Annotated in this window: 20 protein-coding genes and 2 pseudogenes; 2 read left to right on the forward strand and 20 right to left on the reverse strand. The window is 28.6% G+C overall.

Annotation, left to right across the window (positions count from 1 at the left end):
* The 16 genes and pseudogenes from DER71_RS12170 to DER71_RS03465 all read right to left on the reverse strand — a co-directional run bounded on the left by DER71_RS12170 (position 1) and on the right by DER71_RS03465 (position 17,135).
* Positions 1–1,464 (reverse strand): GDP-mannose 4,6-dehydratase, encoded by a 1,464-nt coding sequence (locus DER71_RS12170; RefSeq protein ID WP_369834982.1) that lies wholly within the window; start codon positions 1,462–1,464, stop codon positions 1–3.
* 129 nt (positions 1,465–1,593) lie between these two features.
* Positions 1,594–2,184 (reverse strand): annotated as a pseudogene (locus DER71_RS12475) (GDP-mannose 4,6-dehydratase); the annotation flags it as partial.
* A 216-nt stretch (positions 2,185–2,400) separates the two neighbouring features.
* Positions 2,401–3,339, reverse strand: a complete 939-nt coding sequence (locus DER71_RS03400; RefSeq protein ID WP_158531785.1) for a glycosyltransferase family 2 protein — start codon at positions 3,337–3,339, stop codon at positions 2,401–2,403.
* 11 nt (positions 3,340–3,350) lie between these two features.
* Positions 3,351–4,373, reverse strand: a complete 1,023-nt coding sequence (locus DER71_RS03405) for an SDR family NAD(P)-dependent oxidoreductase (RefSeq protein ID WP_114474303.1) — start codon at positions 4,371–4,373, stop codon at positions 3,351–3,353.
* Positions 4,374–4,386: 13 nt separating this feature from the next.
* Positions 4,387–5,316 carry an NAD(P)-dependent oxidoreductase gene (locus DER71_RS03410; RefSeq protein ID WP_158531786.1) on the reverse strand — a complete coding sequence of 310 codons (930 nt, stop codon included), beginning with the start codon at positions 5,314–5,316 and terminating at the stop codon, positions 4,387–4,389.
* A 17-nt stretch (positions 5,317–5,333) separates the two neighbouring features.
* Positions 5,334–6,395: a CDP-glucose 4,6-dehydratase gene (rfbG, locus tag DER71_RS03415; RefSeq protein ID WP_114474305.1), complete on the reverse strand. Its 1,062-nt coding sequence runs from the start codon at positions 6,393–6,395 to the stop codon at positions 5,334–5,336.
* Positions 6,395–7,171, reverse strand: coding sequence for a glucose-1-phosphate cytidylyltransferase (rfbF, locus tag DER71_RS03420; protein ID WP_114474306.1), 777 nt, complete (start codon positions 7,169–7,171; stop codon positions 6,395–6,397). Before rfbF ends, rfbG begins: the two co-directional genes overlap by 1 nt.
* Before the next feature lie 22 nt (positions 7,172–7,193).
* Positions 7,194–7,892 (reverse strand): ferredoxin--NADP reductase, encoded by a 699-nt coding sequence (locus DER71_RS03425; RefSeq protein ID WP_114474307.1) that lies wholly within the window; start codon positions 7,890–7,892, stop codon positions 7,194–7,196.
* Positions 7,893–7,895: 3 nt separating this feature from the next.
* A complete protein-coding gene (rfbH, locus tag DER71_RS03430; RefSeq protein ID WP_233487367.1) occupies positions 7,896–9,212 on the reverse strand; it encodes a lipopolysaccharide biosynthesis protein RfbH in 1,317 nt (438 codons plus the stop codon).
* A gap of 201 nt (positions 9,213–9,413) precedes the next feature.
* Positions 9,414–10,526, reverse strand: coding sequence for a hypothetical protein (locus tag DER71_RS03435; protein ID WP_114474309.1), 1,113 nt, complete (start codon positions 10,524–10,526; stop codon positions 9,414–9,416).
* A 36-nt stretch (positions 10,527–10,562) separates the two neighbouring features.
* Positions 10,563–11,798, reverse strand: a complete 1,236-nt coding sequence (locus tag DER71_RS03440) for a glycosyltransferase (RefSeq protein ID WP_114474310.1) — start codon at positions 11,796–11,798, stop codon at positions 10,563–10,565.
* On the reverse strand, positions 11,788–12,900 hold the full coding sequence (locus DER71_RS03445) for a DegT/DnrJ/EryC1/StrS aminotransferase family protein (protein ID WP_199505639.1): 1,113 nt from the start codon (positions 12,898–12,900) through the stop codon (positions 11,788–11,790). The genes DER71_RS03440 and DER71_RS03445 overlap by 11 nt, the downstream gene beginning before the upstream one ends.
* 4 nt (positions 12,901–12,904) lie before the next feature.
* Complete coding sequence (locus DER71_RS03450; RefSeq protein WP_114474311.1) at positions 12,905–13,648, reverse strand: formyltransferase family protein; 744 nt, start codon at positions 13,646–13,648, stop codon at positions 12,905–12,907.
* A gap of 6 nt (positions 13,649–13,654) precedes the next feature.
* Positions 13,655–14,719: a Gfo/Idh/MocA family protein gene (locus DER71_RS03455; protein ID WP_114474312.1), complete on the reverse strand. Its 1,065-nt coding sequence runs from the start codon at positions 14,717–14,719 to the stop codon at positions 13,655–13,657.
* A 23-nt stretch (positions 14,720–14,742) separates the two neighbouring features.
* Positions 14,743–16,176: a lipopolysaccharide biosynthesis protein gene (locus tag DER71_RS03460; RefSeq protein WP_114474313.1), complete on the reverse strand. Its 1,434-nt coding sequence runs from the start codon at positions 16,174–16,176 to the stop codon at positions 14,743–14,745.
* A gap of 443 nt (positions 16,177–16,619) precedes the next feature.
* Positions 16,620–17,135 (reverse strand): winged helix-turn-helix transcriptional regulator, encoded by a 516-nt coding sequence (locus DER71_RS03465; protein WP_114474314.1) that lies wholly within the window; start codon positions 17,133–17,135, stop codon positions 16,620–16,622.
* A gap of 190 nt (positions 17,136–17,325) precedes the next feature.
* Here DER71_RS03465 and DER71_RS03470 point away from each other — a divergent pair, with 190 nt between their 5' ends.
* Positions 17,326–17,817, forward strand: coding sequence for an Rpn family recombination-promoting nuclease/putative transposase (locus DER71_RS03470; RefSeq protein ID WP_114474315.1), 492 nt, complete (start codon positions 17,326–17,328; stop codon positions 17,815–17,817).
* A 42-nt stretch (positions 17,818–17,859) separates the two neighbouring features.
* Here the strand turns inward: DER71_RS03470 and DER71_RS03475 are convergent, their stop codons facing one another.
* On the reverse strand, positions 17,860–18,294 hold the full coding sequence (locus tag DER71_RS03475) for a nucleotidyltransferase domain-containing protein (protein WP_114458477.1): 435 nt from the start codon (positions 18,292–18,294) through the stop codon (positions 17,860–17,862).
* Here DER71_RS03475 and DER71_RS12355 point away from each other — a divergent pair.
* Positions 18,263–18,496: an Rpn family recombination-promoting nuclease/putative transposase gene (locus DER71_RS12355; protein ID WP_255416537.1), complete on the forward strand. Its 234-nt coding sequence runs from the start codon at positions 18,263–18,265 to the stop codon at positions 18,494–18,496. The two genes, DER71_RS03475 and DER71_RS12355, sit on opposite strands and share 32 nt — an antisense overlap.
* Before the next feature lie 254 nt (positions 18,497–18,750).
* Here the strand turns inward: DER71_RS12355 and DER71_RS03485 are convergent.
* The 3 genes and pseudogenes from DER71_RS03485 to DER71_RS12030 form a co-directional block, all read right to left on the reverse strand.
* Positions 18,751–19,933, reverse strand: a pseudogene (locus tag DER71_RS03485) (RNA-guided endonuclease TnpB family protein).
* Between the two features lie 11 nt (positions 19,934–19,944).
* The gene (tnpA, locus tag DER71_RS03490; protein ID WP_089717738.1) at positions 19,945–20,352 is read right to left on the reverse strand and encodes an IS200/IS605 family transposase; all 408 of its coding nucleotides are present in this window, start codon (positions 20,350–20,352) and stop codon (positions 19,945–19,947) included.
* On the reverse strand, positions 20,345–20,506 hold the full coding sequence (locus tag DER71_RS12030) for a hypothetical protein (RefSeq protein ID WP_166635247.1): 162 nt from the start codon (positions 20,504–20,506) through the stop codon (positions 20,345–20,347). The genes tnpA and DER71_RS12030 overlap by 8 nt, the downstream gene beginning before the upstream one ends.
* Positions 20,507–20,803 lie beyond the last annotated feature (297 nt).

Here is a 20,803-nt window from a genome sequence, read left to right on the forward strand (position 1 = left end):
TTAAATATCTCCGTGTTCTTCTATTGCTTCTAAATCAGATTGAACCATTAACTGCACCAGTTCTTTAAACTTAACTTCTGGTTCCCAGCCCAGTTCTTCTTTAGCTTTTGTTGGATCTCCAATTAATAGGTCTACTTCTGTTGGTCTAAAGTATTTAGGATCTACTTCTACTAATACTTTACCTGTATTTTTATCTATTCCTTTTTCGTCTACACCTTCACCCTGCCACTCTATTTCTACATCGACATGCTTAAAGGCAGCTTCTACAAATTCTCTGACTGTATGGGTTTCTCCTGTAGCTATCACATAATCTTCTGGAGTATCATGTTGTAACATCATCCACATCATTTTAACATAATCTTTAGCATAACCCCAGTCTCTTTTTGAATTCATATTACCAAGATATATTTTATCCTGTTTACCCTTAGTTATTCTGGCAACAGCTCTGGTTATCTTTCTGGTTACAAATCTCTTACCTCTTCTGGGTGAATTGGATACAACTATATTTCCGATACCAGCCATAAATTTACCGCTTTCCGTTTCTAAATCAAATACCCATTCTGGTTGTTTATTATCGGTTATAATTTTTTTAACCTTATTTTTTGATTTAGCAAAATGATGCTCAGAAACTGCATGACCACCATTTTCTATTTTACGAATAAAGTCTCTAGAAATCCCAGTCTTTCTATTGATTTCTCGCTGTCCTGCTCCTGCTGCTGCCAGTTCTTTTACCTGGTCTTCTTTTTTTGAATTATCAACAGGAGAAAGTAGATTGATAGAGTAATAACCGTAATAGTTTTCATCTGGCTCAAATGTTATATTAAAATCCTGTCCTGTTGTCTGATTAATTAAAAATATTAAACCCTGTGCTAAAATAATTGAATTGGTTTTAAAGTTTTTAAATTTATAGGTACAGGGATTAGATTTTAAGCCATCAGCTTGATTATAACCTTCTAAAAAACTAAGTTGAATATTCTCAGGAGCATTTAGAATCCTATCAGGGATTTTTTTATATTTATCATTAGTATATATTTCTTTTTGAATATAACGAAGATAAGAATTATTCCCGATTAAACTGGCTCTCTTTGAACTACCGTATTCTGTATTATAATTTTTAATGGTTAGTGTTCCCTGAGCTACTCTGCTCCATAAACCTTTGAACTTTTCCATGATTTTCTTATCATTGCAGGAAAAAAAGCCTTTACCCTTTTCACTAATAGAACCATCGCCAACCATCATCCCTAAAAATTCAGCTTCTTCCAGGGAGAGTGCAGTAAGCTCTTTTGATTGTGGAAATTCTTTATGCAGAAGTTTTGACTCAATTTCTACATTTTTAGCTTTTATCTTCTTTTTATTTTCATCCAGCATATTATGATGATTGGTTACTTTTATACTACCATGTCTGGTATTAATAACTCTACACTCGAAATCAGAATTATCTTTTTTCCTTCTAGTAGCAGTCATACAGCTTAGTTCTACAAAATCATCTCCATCCCATATTTCAATGTTTTCTGGAAGATACTGCTGAATGTTTTTGCCTTTAGCTTTTGGTTTTTTTATATCACAGGGTCTTTTAATGGATATAAATCCATTTTCTCTAGTTATTAAGGGAGTGTTTTCCGAAATACATTCATGATTGAATAAAATACCATTAACAGCAAAAAGATCGTATGCCTCTCTATAATTTTTAACTATCCAATAAGCATAAAGTTTAGCTGCAGCATAAGGGCTCCTCGGATAAAAAGGTGTTTCTTCTGTCTGTGGTATTTCCTGAACCTTACCATATAATTCACTGGTAGAAGCCTGATAAAATTTACATTTTACTTCTGATTCTTTTATAGCATCCAGTAATCTTAAAGTGCCCATTGCATCCACATCTGTTGTATATTCTGGTATTTCAAAAGAAGTGCCCACATGACTTTGAGCTGCCAGATTATATATTTCATCTGGATTAATCTTTTCTACTAAACGACTTAGATTGCTGGAATCAGTCATATCACCATAATGAAGTTTTAATCTTATATTTTCTTCATGTGGATCCTGGTAAATATGATCTATTCTCTGAGTATTAAAAGTAGAAGCTCTTCTAATTATCCCATGAACTTCATATCCTTTATCCAATAATAATTCTGCTAAATATGATCCATCTTGTCCTGTTATACCTGTTATTAATGCTTTCTTCATTATTTAATCATCCTCCAAAATTATAACTCTCTTTTTCTCAATTAAATGTATTAGTTTTTTACATGCTGAACAAATATTTTTATTACAGATTAATATAGTTTCTTTACTTTTCACAACTATTACATTATTAATATTTATAGGGATCCAAGTACTATTGGAAATATATTAAAAAAATTTCTCCACCCATATTTAATAGGGTAATCTGTGGTCATCTTGTCACCACAAACGATTTAGCAATCTATTAATAAACTTTTCTTTGATTTTATTTAGAATAAAAAAATAATCCCATTGAGTATTTTTATTGATGGTATAATAACAATCAAAGATATCTTTCAATTTAAAAATATTTTTTGGATCTCTTCTTATTTCCTTTAATAAAATTAAAGAATTAAATTTTTTTTGATATTGTTTGTATTCATTTTTGTCTATAAAAAAAGCTATTGCTGTATTATATTCTCTAGACAAATCATTAGCTATTGAGAAAGATTCATTATGACTTCTAAAAAAAGACAATACATCATCAATAAAATAAAAATATGGATATTTATTTGTTATTTCCAAAAACATTAAAAGATCTGGGCCTGCTCCAGTTCTGGAATGATCTATATTAAAATTATTAGGGATTTTATCAATAATAACAACATCTTTTTTTCTAAAAAGTCCACATCCTGGAGAAACTGGAACACTATATTTCCCGGTTAACGCTCCTTCAACAAATATTTTTGAAGGATACTTCCCAGTTTTACCCAATCTATAAGCCTCTTTTTGTGTATGCTTAGTAAATATTTCGGTTTTTGTGTATACAAATCCAACTTCTTTTTTATTATCTAGCACAGGAACAGTCTTTTCTAAAAATTTATCATCAATTAAATCATCTGACCAAAGAAATTTTACATACTTACCACTTGATTTTTGTAGAGCAATTTTCCAATTTCCAACTGGTCCTAAATTTTTCTCGTTTTGATATCCTACAATCTTTTCATTATTATCAGAATAGCCTCTTATAATTTCATAAGTATTATCAGTACTTTTATTATCAACAATTACTATTTCATAATCATTATAGGTTTGTTTAAGTGCAGATTCAATGGTTTCTCTTATTAAGTTTTCACGATTATATGTCGGTATTAAAATACTAACTTTGGGTTTAGACACAAATATTCTCCTTAATTTAATTCTTTTATCCAATCAATCATATTTTTAACACCTGTGAATTTATCTATTTCAGGTTGCCAATTTAATATTTCTTTAGCTTTATTTATATTAGCTATGAAAACTTTTTGATCACTTTCACGCCAATCAATTTCTTTATAAGTCATTTTAACATCTAATAAATCTTCCAGATAATCAAATAATTCTAATAATGAAAAACTATTATTTATCCCACCACCAACATTAAAAGCTTCTCCTTTTGCCTGATTAATATTTTCTACAGCAGCAAAATAACAATTTATCAAGTCATCTGCATATAAAATATCTCTAACCTGTTTACCATTACCTGAAATAGTAAATGGCTCATCCAATTCTCCTTTTTTGATTTCTAATGCTTTCTGACAGAACCATCCTACCCAACCCTGATCTTTGGTTGAAAATTGTCTTCCGCCAAAAATGGAAGAATGTCTAAAAACTACAGTATTTAAATCAAACATCCTGGCATAATCGAGGATATATTGATCAGCTGCTCCTTTAGAACAACCATAAGGTGAGTGAAAATCAAGATTTGTTTTTTCATCAAATCCTTCAGGATAATTTACAGCTTCATATCTTTTATCATTTTCTTTGAAATCGATATATTCTAAATCACCATAAACTTTATTAGTAGATGAATAAATAACTATTGACTCTGGAGAATATTTACGAACAGCTTCTAAAACATTAACACTCCCCTGAACATTAACTTCAAAATCCATTCTGGGATTGTCCAATGAAGTTGTCATTGCTACCTGACCCGCAAGATGAAAAATAACATCAGGTTTAACTTTTTTTATAATTCTTTCCACATCATTATTATTTCTTATATCAGCATGAAAAAATTTGAATTCACCCTGTTTATTAAGCCAATCTAAATTTTGAGTTGAACCTTCTCTATATAAATTATCAAGAACAAAAAGTTGATGACCCTGTTCAAGTGCATAATTAGATAAATTAGAACCTAAAAAACCGGCTCCCCCTGTAACCAAAATTTTCATTTATAAACCTCCATTAAAAAATATTCAAATACTTCTTTATATCTTCTTTCAATGAAATATCAATTTCTTTATTTAATATATTCTCTAATTTATCAATTGACACATTAAATTGCATAATCTCATTTTCTCTATATTTTAAAGTTCCAAATTTGATTTCAGAAGTACTATTTAAGATTTCTTTTAAAATCAAAACAAATTCTTTTAAGCTTAAGCTTTTACCACTGGCAATATTATATATTTCACCATAATTATAGTTATTAGATTCAATTAAATCTAATAACAAGTCGATAAAAGTTAAAACATAAATAAAATCTCTGGTTTGCTCACCAGCAGTCATTTCTAATGTGTTGTCTTTTTTCAACTCACTTATTACATACTGAACAAATTTATTATCGTCTTGATATTTTCCAAATAAGACACCCGGTCTAACTGTAATAATAGGAAATTGTTCATTATGCCCAAACATATAAGCTAAATGAACTGCTGCTGTTTTAGTAGCAGCATATGGTGAATTAGACTTTTCAAAAAAGTCTTCTTTAAAAGCTTCTCCACTATAATCACCATATTCTTCTGTTGAACCAAAATTAATAAAAAGATCTAAAAATTCTTTTCCCTTAAGAATTTCATAAAAATCGTATAAAGTTTTAAGATGTAAATCAATCATTTTTTCAGTTAAAGAATAATCCCTTGCTGCTGTTACAATAGCAGCTAAATTAAAAATGTAATTTGGCTTTATATCTAAAACAATTTCTTTTAATTTAGATGCATCAGTAATATCACATTTATAATAGTTTATTCCTTGATTTTTATTAATAGTTTCCACACCTAGGCCATAAATTTCACAATTATATTCAGATAGTTTTTCAACAAGGTTTCGACCCACAAAACCATTACTACCTGTAATTAATATTTTCTTATTATTAAAACTATTTTGTTTATCCAAAATAATAACCCCTAAAATTAATAGTTAAGATATTTGTTAATCTGTTCTACATCAAAATCATAATCAACATTATCATTCTGATACCAGTCAACTACTAAATCAATTGTCTGATCAAAACTAAGCCTTGGTTCCCAATTTAAATGATGTCTAGCTTTACTGATATCTAGTTTCAATAATTTTGCTTCATGTGGCTCATTGTTATTAGAAGTATCAATCCATTCACCTGATCCCCATTTATTAACCAGTTTGTCAACAAGTTCTCCAACTGTAACAATTGAAGTTTCATCAGGACCAAAATTCCAGGCACCTGTATATTTTTTAGGGTTTTGATAGAGTTTTGAAGCTAATAATAAATATCCCCGCAAAGGTTCTAAAACATGCTGCCAGGGTCTAATAGCTTTTGGACTTCTGATCTCAATAGCCTTATCTTCTTTTAGATAACTAATACAATCAGTTATCAGTCTATCTGCTGCCCAGTCTCCACCACCAATAACATTACCGGCTCTAACCGAAGCCACAGCTATATCAGAATCTTCATTATCAAAAAATGATCTTGTATAAGCAGAGGTAACCAATTCTGCACAGCCTTTGCTGGAACTATAAGGATCATATCCGCCCATAGGATCATTTTCTCTATAACCCCAGATCCATTCATTATTCTCATAACATTTGTCACTAGTTATTATAATTACAGTTTTAACACTATCACTCTGCCTAGCTGCTTCTAAAACATTAACTGTACCCATGACATTTACTTCATAGGTTTCTCTTGGTTCTTTATATGATAATCTGACCAGCGGCTGAGCTGCCAGATGAAAAACAATCTCTGGTTTTTCTTCTTCAAAAGTTCTTAAAAGATTATCATAATCCCTTATTTCTCCTCTTAGATCAGTAATCTTTTCACTTACATTAGTAACAACAAAATTATCCTGATCAGTATAAGGATCTAAGGCATAACCAATCACATTAGCTCCCAGCTCATTTAACCAGATAGATAACCAGGATCCCTTAAATCCTGTATGACCTGTCACTAATACATTTTTATCATTATATATCCCATCAAATAATAATTTTTTCATTATTCCCAGACCTTCCAGAAAGCCTTATCTTCATTCCAGAGTTTATTTAAATGTTTAACATCACGTTCATGGTCCATACATTCCCAGTTACCATCATGCTTATAAACCATAACCTTACCCTGCTTAGATAATTTTTCTAAAGGACCAACCTCAAAATCGCAATCTTCTGCAGAAGATAAATGATCAAGCATCTCTCTTTCAAAAACCATATAACCTCCATTAATTAAACCCTTAGAAGTTTGTGGTTTTTCTTCAAATGATTGAACTACATTATCTTCTTCCAGAAGTTCTCCAAATCTCGCTGGGGGATGAACCCCTGAGATTGTTACCATTTTATTATGTTCTTTATGAAATCTAACTAAATCATTAATATCTATATCAGCAACTCCATCACCGTATGTAAGTAAGTTTATATCATCATCTAAATACTTTTCAATTCTTTTTATTCTTCCACCTTTAAGAGTATTTAAACCTGTATCAACCAGGGTTACATTCCAATCAGTTTCATTATGATTATTATGGAATGTTATATCAGAATTACTCAAATCTATAGTAAAATCGTTATTTTTAGCTTCATAATGTAGAAAATAATCCTTAATTACATCACCCTTATAACCAAGACAGATAATAAAATCAGTTACTCCATAATTAGCATAAGTCTTCATGATATGCCAGAGAACAGGTTTCTGACCAATCTTAACCATGGGTTTTGGAATTAAATTAGTTCTGTTACCAAGTCTGGTTCCAAATCCTCCTGCAAGTATTACGGCTTTCATAAAAATTTAACCTCCTGTTTTTTTATTCCCACTGATCTAAATAAATTTTTTTTAAGTTTTCAGCTTCAAGTTTTTCTTTGAAATCTAAATTAAACTCAGTTGTACCACATATATAGTAATGAGCCTCCTGATAATTGGAAGCTGCATTTATTACATCTTCTTTGGTTATTCTTCTATTTATAGTTTCTTTATTTTCTTCTTGAGTTGTAAATAATAATAGTTGATCATCATTTAATTTCTCTTTTAAGTAGTCAAGTCTTATAAAATCTTCATATTTTTTTGCCGAATAAAGAAGTTTTAAACGTTCTAGCTCATTCTGTTCTTCCAGAGCCTCTACAAAACTAAAAAATGGAGTGATTCCAGTTCCACCTGCCAGACAGATAATATCATTTTTTTGATCAAAGACTGGTAAAATGAAATCTCCATAAGCATATTTAATTGTAACTTCACTACCTTTTTCAACTTCATTAAAAATTCTTGTAGTATATCTCCCAGCTTTTTTTATTACCAGTCTAATTACTTTTTCTTTATTATAATAAGAAGCTAAGCTAAATGTTCTCGATTCAGGCCAGTAATCAGAAGAATCAACTTCTTCTAAAGACAGCTGCAAAAACATTCCCGCTTCAAACCTTCTATATTTATCAGGTTTTAAGATATATTCTCTAATTTCTGCTGTGTGTTCAATTACAGACAGGATCTCTGCCTGTGTTACAACTGCCATTTTTTATATCCTTTCATAAAAAAAATCAGCAAACTGCTGAATAATATATTCAATCTTCTGGTCATCAAGTCCTGGATAAACTCCAATAAAGAAAGTATTGTTCATTATATAATCAGTATTGGCAAGATCTCCAACAACTCTGTATTCAACATTCTGATAGGCAGGCTGTCTGGTTAAGTTACCAGCAAATAATTGTCTGGTCATTACCTTGTGTTTCTCTAAGTAATTAACAAGTTCATTTTTAGTGAATTCATCATTTTCTTTAACTGATAATGGAAAAGCAAACCAGGAAGGATCAGAATTTTCTTCTGCCTCAGGTAAAATTAAATATTCTTCAAATTCTTTAATACCTTTATATAACTTTTCGAAGTTTTCTTTTCTTGCCTCTATAAAATCTGGTAACTTTTTCAACTGTTCTACTCCAACTGCTGCCTGCATATCAGTAACTTTTAAGTTATAGCCAACATGACTGTAAACATATTTATGATCATAGCCATAGGGAAGATCTCCAAACTGCATAGAAAATCTGCGTCCGCAGGTATTATTCGCACCTGGTTCACAGTAGCAGTCTCGACCCCAGTCTCTAAAAGAAACAGCCAGCTTTTTATATACCGGATTATTAGTTAATACTGCTCCACCTTCTCCCATTGTCATGTGATGAGCAGGATAAAAACTAACAGTAGCAAAATCTCCAAAAGTTCCGACCATTTCACCATCATAAGTAGTTCCAACGGCATCACAGCAATCTTCAATTAAGTATAAGTCATGTTCTTCAGCAAATTCAGTTACAGCTTCTAAATTGAATGGATTACCCAGAGTATGAGCAAGCATAATAGCTTTGGTTTTATCCGACAGTGCTTTTTCTAATTCTGAAACCTTTATATTATAGGTGCCAAGTTCTACATCTACAAAGACAGGCACAAGATTATTTTGAACAATTGGATTAACTGTTGTTGGGAAACCTGCAGCAACAGTAATTACTTCATCACCAGCTTTTAATTTTCGGTCCTCTAATTTATCTGAAGTTAAAGCTGATAAAGCAACTAAATTAGCAGAAGAACCAGAATTAACCAGAGAACAGTATCTCTGATCCATAAAATCTGCAAATTCTGCTTCAAATTCTTCAGCATATCTACCAGTTGTTAGCCAGAAATCAAGACTGGAATCAACTAAAGATACTTTTTCTTTTTCATCAAAAACTCTAGCTGCAAAGGGTATAGTATCTTTACCCAGTTCAAAGCTTTCTTCTTTTTGTTCTTCTCTATGCAATTCTTTTACTTTTTCGAGTATTTCTTTTCTTAGCTTTTTAGTTTTTTTCAAAACATTTGTCACCTACCTAAAAATTTTATTGTTTTTATTAGTCAAAATCATTTTTTATTCAAAGACTTAATATCTGAAGAAAACAAAGTCATTAGTAAGATGAAAAAGCCCCCGCTTAGCAAAATAGTTAGTATATCGTTGTCATTCAACATTATAATTGGATATACTGATAATGCTAAAATTATTTTTTTATTCTGATTTTTACTTAGAGAATCTAACAAAATCATTACAAAAACAAAAAAAAATCGAAATTAAAATCATACCTAAAAATCCAAAATTATCAAATCCATATGCTAAATAACCAGTGTTGGCATTATTTACTCCTTGCGTAACCACAAACCCCGATGGCATAGAATAAGGATAAGTTAAATTGAAAATATCACCAATACGCCCTTCGGAGTATAAAAGTTTAGGGTTAGAAGAAAAAAATTCATAATGTTGAAATTTTACTAACGCAGGAATATAAAGAAATCTCATTGGCAAAATTGAAACCAAACTACTAATATTAAATAAATCATATATAATAGAAAATAAAAAACTACCTAAAGTTATAAAAGCTGTAAAAAAAGAAATGAAATTATATTTATACTTATTAACAAAAATCACCATTAAAATTAATCCTGCTGAAAGAAAAATTTCCTTATGAGGTATAATTAAATATAACAACAATTGCATTATAATAGTGAAAGTAGTGATTTTTCTTCTTTTACTATAATATGATAAAACTATAATAATTGGATTAATCATCCTATATTGCCAAGTAATTAGATATTTCATTATTCCATTTGAAATATTTTGATTAGCTCTTATTTTATATATAACAGAAAGATTAATGGCATTCCAATGAATATTAAATGTTTTTAATAGATAATAATAAACAAAAACAGTAGTAAAAAATAAAAATATAAATATGAAGTATTTCATTTTTTTTATTTTAATAAGTTTTATTGTTGGTAGAATTCTAATTAAAAAAATTTGCAAAATAAAACAAAAAATAATCATAAATAAAAATTTAGCAGAAAATCCACCTAATGAATATAAAGTTAAAGTTGGTAAAATCATTATAATAAGATGAATTTGTAAAACTATATAAGAGATTTTCTTTTCATGTTTTGGAATAATTATTATTAACAAAATAGTTAATAAATAAGAAATAATGATTTTATATATTGATATATTTAACACAAAACCAATATATCCATAAATAGGATTTAGCCATTGTACGTAAATAATATCTAGACATATTTTATAAACAAAAAGAAGAGAAATTAAAAACATTTTATATCTATTAAGTTTCAAATCATATAAATTCACTGAATATATCCTACTTTCTTCCCACAAAATAATAAATCAATTATCTAAGTGATTAAGAATAATTTCATTAACTTCATGAATCCTGTGTTCCAGGGTGTGTTCTTTCAAGGTTTTAATTTGACCTTTTTTTGCTATTTTTTGACATTCTTTTGGATTGTTTAATAAATACTTTATTTTTTCTAATGCATCTTCCTTATTTTTATAAGTTACAATTTCATAGTCTGGTTGAAAAAAATCTTCAATGTTTTTCTTCCAATCAGTTATAAGACATGTACCAACCCCTGTAGTTTCAAACATTCTCATATTTGCCGCCTCTTCATCATTTGTAAAATCAATATGTTTATTAAATGAAATCTTAGAATCACTCAATAATTGAAACATATCTATCCCAAAAACAGGACTTTCAAATTTATCTTGAAGGCTTTTTGGAAACCTTATTAATTTCTTTTTATTTAATAATCGATCTATGTTTTTATATTTGAATATGTAAGGAAACAACTCGTCATTAACACCTATTCTTTTAATAAAAACCAAAGATTTCCCTATAACCTGTCTTAAAAAAACCTCTAAATATTCGGTCATAGATGGGTTATCAAAGGTTGTTTTTATAATAAAATCATTTATATTCTTCATCAAATATTTTATATATTCAGCTCGATTATAATGATAACCTTCGCCACTGAAAATTGATCCTACAAAAGATAAATTATATTTATTTATTTCAGAAGTGTTAATTTTATTCAAAACACTTTTATTAAACCCATGTCTTAAATAATAAGAATTAACTCCTTTATTACCTAATTCATAAACCTGGGATTTAAGACAGCTCAACACAAAGTCAAACTCTTCTAATCTATTATAATTATTTATTTTAACTCCAACCTGAGTAAAATTAATTTTTATATTAGGTAAATTTTCTTTTATATTTTTAAGAAGTTCTTTACTTACATACATATTCCAAAAAATTATTTCAGGATTTATTTTTCTTAATTGTTCAATTAAAATATCTTTTTTCCAACTGAATTTATTATATGAAAAATTATTCTCGTCAGCCCATTTTTTTTGTAGCCTCTCGTCATTATAAATGATTTCATGTGTTTTATTTCCTTTTTTATGTAAATGTTTAGAAAATGTATTACCATAACTAAAACAATCTTGGAAAATCTTATTCAAGTGATCAGTATAATTAGATGGAATATTATTGTTATTCTTATAGAAATATTCCAAATAACTATCATAATAACTAGATATTTTAACAAATTTATAATTCATTTATTTTTTCACCAACACTTATAATAGCATTATCATTTATTTCTGGCCACATCGGTAATGAAAGTATCTCTTCGCTTAGTGTTTCACTTACTGGAAAATCTCCTCTTTCATAATTTAAATAATTATATGCAGGCTGCAAGTGTAGTGGTATTGGGTAATGAATCCCAACTGAAATATTATTACTTTCTAAATCATTCTTTAATTCATCTCTATTATTAACTCTTACAATATATAAATGATACACATGTTTAGAATTATCTCTAACAAATGGAGTAATAATATCTTCATCTTTTAGTAATTCATCATATTTTTCAGCATTTTTAATTCTCATATCTGTCCATTGATCAAGATACTTAAGTTTTATTCTTAAAACAGCAGCCTGAATAGAATCCATTCTGCTATTATAACCTTCTATTTGATGAGTATATTTTTCATTATATCGGCCGTGATTACTCAACATTTTTGCTTTTCTAGCAAGCTCATCATTATTTGTCACAAGAGCTCCTGCATCACCAAAAGCACCTAAATTTTTACCTGGATAAAATGAAAAAGTTGCAAAATCTCCGTATTCTCCCGGACCTTTATCATTTATTTGTGCTCCATGTGCCTGAGCAGAATCTTCGATCACTTTAAGATTATGTTTATCTGCAATCTTCATTAGTTCTGGCATATCTGCCATTTGCCCATATAAATGAACAGGAATAATAGCTTTAATGTTTTTATTATCTTTATTTTTTTGTATGTATTCCTCTAATTTCTCTGGAGACATAGTATAAGTTTTTTCATCAATATCCACAAAATCAACTTCTGCCCCAACAGCTGTTACTGCCTCAGCTGTTGCAATAAAAGTATGAGGGACTGTTATAACCGTATCTTTTGACCCAATACCTAAAGCTTTTAAGGCTATCATTATAGCATCAGTACCATTACCGCAACTAACTGCGTTTTTGACATTACAATAAACTGCAAATTCTTCTTCAAACTTTGTTATTTCTTCTCCACCAACAAATCTCGTATCGTCTATTAGTTTTTTTATTTTTTCCATCACTTCTTCATAAATTAAATCATATGAATCAGATAATTCCATAAAAGGTACAGACACAAAATCACTCCCAATCTAATGTTAAAAATATTTTTTTCTTGTTAAATTTTATATAGGGTGGCTCAAAAGGTGGAAAATCTAACGCTCTAACATATCTATATATTTTTTCTTTTGACCATGATAAGTCTAATTCTTTTATATCATAAATATCTTTTCTTTCATAATAATGCAATGACCTAGATTCTATTAGTTTATCTTGTGGAATCGGTTTATAATCTAGATTAATTATATTTTCTATATTTTCTTCAAATAGTTCAACTGACTTCTTTTCTGTTAATTTATATAAGTCTCCAACTACTATATTGGAATCAATTTCAAATCTTTTTTCATATAAAATATCTCCTGAATCCACTCCTTCATCCATAATATGAAGAGTAGTGCCAAAATCTTTTTCTTGGTTAATAATTGCAAAGGTAAACTGGTTACAACCTCTATAATCAGGTAACGGAGCCATATGCAAATTAATAGACTCATGCTTAGGTAAAACTAAAATTTCTCTCTTTAAAATTTTATGGTACTGAACTGAAAAAATAAAATCAAAATCCATATTTTGTAATTCATCTAAATTTAATATAGGAATATTGTTTTCTTTTGATAATTTCGCAACTCTATATTTACTATCCCACCAAACATCTTGACTTAACTTCTTAGTTAAAACGCCCAATATTTCAATATTACTATTCTCAATTAAAATATTGAGACACTTATAACCAATTGGTTTATTACCCATAAAAATTATTTTTTTCATTTTTTATTATTCCCTCATTCCCAGTTTGCTCATTTTGGGTTCAAACCTCAATTTTACGGTTTTGCCAGTTTCAGATGCTTCATAGATAGCATTAATAAGTTCTAGAGACTTTCGGCCTTCTAGACCATCGACTAGTGCTTTTTTATCATTTTTAACAGCATCAATAACATCAGCAATATATCTTTTATGACCGAAGCCATATACATTCGGCGGGTTCTCTTTATATTCTTCCATGACAGTTTTATCACTTTCTCTTTCATCTTCAAACTGCCACGTTTCCATTTCATTGACTGCATAACCACCAATCACTACTGCCCCTTTTTCTCCCATAACTGATAATGAGCCCTCTAGATCACTTGGACGAGTAGCAGTTGTAGCTTCTATTATCCCAATAGAACCATTTGCAAATTTAATGATTACAGCACCTGTGTCTTCAACTTCAATATCTACTAATCTAGTTGCTGTTTGAGCTGATACCTCAACAGGCTGCCCCATCATCCATTCTAAAAGATCAATATGGTGAGATGCCTGGTTAGTTAAAGCACCACCATCCATAGCCCAGGTTCCTCTCCAATCATCCATATCATAATAATGCTGATGCCTGGACCATCTGACTCTAACAGTACCCATAACCATTTTACCAAAGCGACCTTCTTCTACTGCTTCTCTTAATTTCATTACTGGTAAGTTATATCTGTTCTGTTTTACTACAAATAACCTTGTCCCATTTTCATCACAAACTCTTATCATTTCATCTGCATCATCTAACTTTAAAGCCATAGGTTTTTCTACTATTACATTTTTCTGATATTTACTAACTATGTCTATTGTATGTTCAGCATGTAAACCGCTTGGAGTTAAAATATTTACTATATCTACATCTTCATTCTGTAACATTTCATCATAACTTGTATAATATGGAATATTATATTTTTCTCCATACTTTTTTGCCTTATCTTCTTTAAGATCACATACAGTTACTAGTTCTGCGTCTTCAATTTCATTTAAAGCTTCTGTATGTTTTTTGGCTATTCTTCCACACCCAACTAAAGCAAACTTAAGTTTATTCATTTTATATCAGCTCCCAAAAAAAATTAATATATTGTATTCTTTATTTTTTTTATAATATTATCAAATAAATAATTTAAAATTAATATGACTATCAGAAAATATGCTATTTTGAACATAAAATTATGAACAGAAATCTCTGATTTAAATAATCTTATAACTATAGGATTCAAAGTTAATAAATATAAAAATATCAATTTTAAATAATTAAAATTAATATTGTACTTAAATTTAATAATTAAAAAATAAATTAAAACATTTATCACAAATGCTATTATAGTACTCCATACAGCTACCATTGGACCATATATTGGAATAAATATAATATTAATTGATAGATTTATAACTCCTGTTAAAAATGTAGTCATTGGCGTATATCTGCTATCTTTATAATAATGCAAAAACAATACTAAATAATGGTAAAAACCTTGAATTATCATTGCTGAAATTATATATGGTAAAAAATTAACCGTATCTAAATAGCTATTAGGTAAAATATAATAAATTATTTCTTTGCTAAATAATTGTCCAATCAAAGAAATAATAATCAAAATTGCAATAAAGTTTTCTAAGTTAGTACGTAGATTAATATTATCTTTATCTTCTTTAATCAACTCATAAAAATTTGGGGTCCAACTATTAATATATGAATTAATAAATACAGTAAGAACCATCCCTCCAGTATATGCCAAAGAATAAATGCCTACTATTTCTAAATCAATGAATTTACCTAAAACTAATCGATCACTATAATTAATAATATTCCCCATAACTCCTGTTAAAATCATAGGCGATCCTAAAAGTAAAGAATTTTTTAAATAGCTAAAATTAAATTTAATTTTAAAGTCAGACATATATTGTGTATACTGATATCCAAATACAAACAAAGTACCAACCAATATTCCAATAATTCTTCCATATACTCCTTGTAGAAAAAATTTAATTAATATATAAGATACAATAACATTCAAAATAAAACTGATAACACTTGATATAGCAACTCTTTTATAAATTTTTTTAATTTGAAAATAACGGTTAGCCATTAAATTAAGGCTACTTAAAACTCCTAATAATATTGCTATCCTAAGATTAGCAATCCCCACTTTAGATAAATCAAAAATTTTATCCCAATACTTTAATGCAAAATCAGAATTCAAAATTAAATAAAAAATAAAACCAGTAATAATCAAAAATATATTTAAAGAAAATAAATAACTACCTAATTCTTTTTCATCATTTTTTAAGAAATTAAAATCCCTACTTTGGGGAACATATAATCCAAAAACTAACACAACAGTTAATATATGTTTTATAGGTCTTAATAATTCAACAACTCCATATTGTTCTGGAGTTAATAACCTCGTTAATATAGGTAAAAAAAGTATGTAACCTGTTTTAACAAACAAGTTTGAAAAAGTATATACAGCAGTTCCTCTCCATAAATCTTTGTTTTGGCTCATTAATTAATAATCACCACTAATCTTTATGAATTGTTAAATTTTATATATTCCGATAAATCAAATAAAAAAATAGTCTTTTACATATAAACTCAATCCCTTAAGTTCATATACAAAAAACTCTTATACTCTATATCTATATTTTCATTTCTCTTAACCAATTCAACACAGTGTCCACTTTGTTGAGGTCGGTCATCAATAATAAAAAAATAGTTTTTCATAAAAAATGAACTTGTTAAATAAATAATATATGACATCCGCTGTCACATATTAAATAGTTTGTTATATTTCAGTATTTAATTTTGCTTAAATTTAATCAATCTACTGCTAAATTTTTTTGCATCCACATCCTTTATTTTACTTATATAAAGAATTCAATTGATATCATACTTGGATTTTGTCGAAATATATTTTATGACATCCGATGTCATTTCCATAAAATTACATCAGTATCTAAATATATTAACTTCATTTAACCCAGAAAAATCTGTTTCCAGATCCCAGTGGTATAAAATATCTTCCTCACTGTTTAAAGAACCCAATTCTTTGGGATCATAAATAACCTCATAATCAATATTATTGCCTTTAAAAATCGTCTCAATCAGATCAAGTATTTCACTTTCTTCTCTATTAGCCTCATAAAGATAAATGTTTTTCTCTTCCTTCTTGTTCTCTTCAACCAGCTTTAAAACCCTGGCTTCAATTTCCTTTACAGCCCTGTATGATTTTTTTATATAATTTAAGGTTTTTTCAGTTTTTTCTTTGATACCAGCTGGAGTCAATATATATTTAATATTTCTAGCATTGAGTCTTTCAATCTTAACCAGACCTTTTTTAGCACATTTTTTAATTAAAGTATTGACCAGACCTAAAGAAATTCCAGTTTCTTTTGCTATCTCTCTCTGTGAGGGATTATCTCTATCATCTAACACGTTTAAAATATCTGTTATATTTTTTTCCATTGCAGCTCCCTTAACTTGTTCAATTCCTTAACATCTTTAATTGTAATATACTTTACAGTAAAAATCAACAAAGAAATATTTTTAATTTTATCAGCGGATTTTCTTGAACATATGTTTATAATATGATATTATAATAATAGAACATATGTTTGTTTTAAATAATAAATCCTACATAAAAGGAGTTGATTTAATGATTTCTCCACATGATAAGTTTTTTAAAGAAATGTTCAGCAAAAAAGAAGTGGCAGAAAGTTTTATCAAAAGCTATCTTCCTAAAGAACTTTTAGAAATAATGGATAGTTCTCATTTAGAGATTTCTAAAGACTCATTTGTAGACAAAAAATTAAAAGAATATTTTTCTGTAGGACTAAGGTATATTTTAGAAATTGTAGACTATGATGTGGATATTATGAAACAAAAAGTAGATACTATTATTCCTGAAAGGAGTGAGGCATTCATGTCTACTGCAAACAAATTGCGTGAAGAAGGTATAGAAAAAGGTAAAAAAGAAGAACTTATAGAAACTATCATAGGATTAACAGCTCAAAAACTTAATATTGAGGACTTCCCTTCTGTCCTGGAGAAAAAACTTAATAATTCTCAATTAGAAACATTAAAAACTATTAGAAACAATATCCTTAATATTGAATCACTTAAAGACCTGGAAGGATACTTAAATTAAGAGCAGATTATTCTGCTCTTTTTTTCTGTTAATCGATTATAATCAAGAGTCATTATGTTCCTCCTTTAAACCTTCAATATAATCTTTTTGAATTTTATATTTATATATTCTAGCATCAGGACCAAACTTTAAAACATATTCTACAAAATCTGCTGTTTCAATTTGGTCTCTACTATATATTTTTTCTCCTTTTGTAATTATTTCATGCTTAAAAGCCATGTTAACATTATTTAAATTAATTAAATCAATTTCATAATTTTGTATTTCTAGCTCAATTTCTCCAGCCAACTCCAATTGTTCTGATGTATTTGGAGAATCTTCAAAAAGGACGGCTAAATCTAAATCGCTATTTTCTCTTTCATATTTGGTCCCATATGATCCAAATAAAAAAGCTGCCTTAACATTCTTTTTTTTCTCTAAAAACATTTCTATTTTCTTTTTCAATTTGCAGTCAATTTTTCTTATTACTTTATCCATAATTAACCTCCTTCCTCTAAATTATATCACTTATGCTGTATTTTATAAATTCAATCCGCAGAATAATCAATTTGTAATTTTTATTCTAAAATATATGACAGAAATCTGGGATCAACATTTAAAGCAAAATAATTCAGAAAAATTACCGCTAATACTTCCACTCTTGATTTACCACGGTGATAGAAGGTATAATATGAATTAATTGACGCTCCTCGGGGCAAGCCCACGAGGATTCCTTATTCATAGAACCTAGCCTTTTTACAGTTAATCTCACAAATCTTTCTTTTGTAGCAGATAGATAGATTTGCGTTAGCACATTGAGTGCGTCACAAGATTAAGTGTGAACTGGTCTTACAAGTTCTGAGCAAAAAAACAAAGTGATTCACTCAAAAGCAGAGCTTTTGGTTCTCTACTTTTCCAAAGGCTTAAATTTCCGTACGCCCTACGGTATGAAATCTATCTACTAGCTAACTGCAGCTCTAAACCCTGCTGCAATATGTTCTTACTAGCATTTATATCTCTATCGTGAATTGAATGACACTTCGGACATTCCCATTCACGAATACTTAAATCTTTAACCTCTTTATTTTGATATCCACATTCACTACAAAGTTGACTTGAAGGGAAGAATGTATCAATTTTGATTAAATCTCTCCCATACCATTCTGCTTTATATTCTATATATTCAACAAATTTACTCCAGCTAACATCAGATATTGATTTAGCTGGGCCAAATCGAATACGGTCATACTAAAACCTTCCTTGCGTAATTCAAATTAAAGGTTTTAGTGAAATTAGAATTTTTAAGCATATTCTTAACTTTTAAACTTTCAACTACTATTGTTTGGTTTTCACGGATTAATTTAGTCGAAAGTTTATGTAAGAAGTCTTTTCTAATATTAGCTATTTTTTCGTGTACTCTAGCTAATTTATTCTTTACTTTATACCAATTATTTGAGCCTTCTTCTTTTTTAGCAAGTCTTTTATTTAATCTAGCAATCCTTTTTTCATATTTGGACAGAGTTCTAGGATTAGAAACTACTTCACCATTAGAAGTAATTAAAAAATTTTTTAAACCTAAATCTATACCAATAGCTTTATTTTTTTGAGGTAATTCTTTTATTTCTTCTTGAACACATATAGAAATATAGTATTTCTGAGCTTTTGATTTTCTAATAGTTACATTTTTAATTTTACCTGTAACTTCTCTAGATTTTCTAAATTTCACCCAACCAAGTTTGGGTAGCTTAATCTTATTATTTTTTATCTCAATGCTTTCAGTTCCATTAGAACGCTTGAAATATTGAGTTCTATAAGATTGTTTGTTATTCTTTTTAGACTTGAATTTAGGAAACCCAGCTAAACCTTTAAAGAAACGCTTAAATGCTTTATCTAAATCTTTTAGAGATTGTTGTAAAGAAATGCTATCAACTTCTCTTAACCAATTATATTTTTGCTTTAGTTTAGGTAATTGTGCAGCAAATTTAGAATATGATAAGTATTTATCGTCTTTAGATTGAGCTAGGAAGTGGTTAAACACAAACCGAACACAACCTATATTTTTATTAATTAATTCTTCTTGCTCTTTATTGGGTATAATTCTAAAACTATATGCTTTATCAACAATTTTAGTCTGCATAATTCCACCTCCTAATTAGATTTTTGATTTTGAATGTATCTCTTAATAGTATGAGAGCTTACATTTCCTATTGTGCTTACAAAGTAGCCTTTACTCCAAAGCGAACCACAACGAGCATAGAATTTCTTTAGTTTTGGATATTCTTTAAATAGCTTTATTGCAGAAATGCTTTTTAAAGTTCTAACTATGTCAGTAGGTGCTGCTGTTGGTTTGGCTGATAGAAAAATGTGTATATGGTCTGGCATTACTTCTAATTCTAAAATTTCATATTGATATTTATTGCATACCTTAGCAAGAATATTTTTTAATGATTGTTCTATATCTCCTTTTATGACTTCAAATCTAAATTTAGGACACCATACAAGATGATATTGTACTAAGTATCTACAATGACTTAAACTTTTGTAATCGTTACTCATCGCTATCTAACTCATATTTTTCTTGTATAGCTCTACGCATTAGGTCTAAATAAGTCAATGTAGATTCTTCTTCAACAGAGTATATTCTTGCTAAATTTTCAAGTTCGTCTTTCCAATTCTCGGGAATAGAAATATTAATTTGAACATTTTTCATTAGTTACCCCTCCTTACATATATATCATATCATAGTAGATTATATATGTAAATAGAAAAAAGTAGTTTTATAGAAAATTGGGAGGATATTATATTTTTTAAGAAATATTTAATTGCATTAAAAGATATCGGCATTCTCCAGAGGACAAGCCCATCTGGTTTTCTGTCGATAAAATCTATAACACAGAAACTGTTTTAGAATATTTTTCTGTAGGACTAAGGTATATTTTAGAAATTGTAGACTATGATGTGGATATTATGAAACAAAAAGTAGATACTATTATTCCTGAAAGGATAC

Source organism: Halanaerobium sp. DL-01, from assembly GCF_003338615.1.
Classification (GTDB): Bacteria; Bacillota; Halanaerobiia; order Halanaerobiales; family Halanaerobiaceae; genus QPJE01.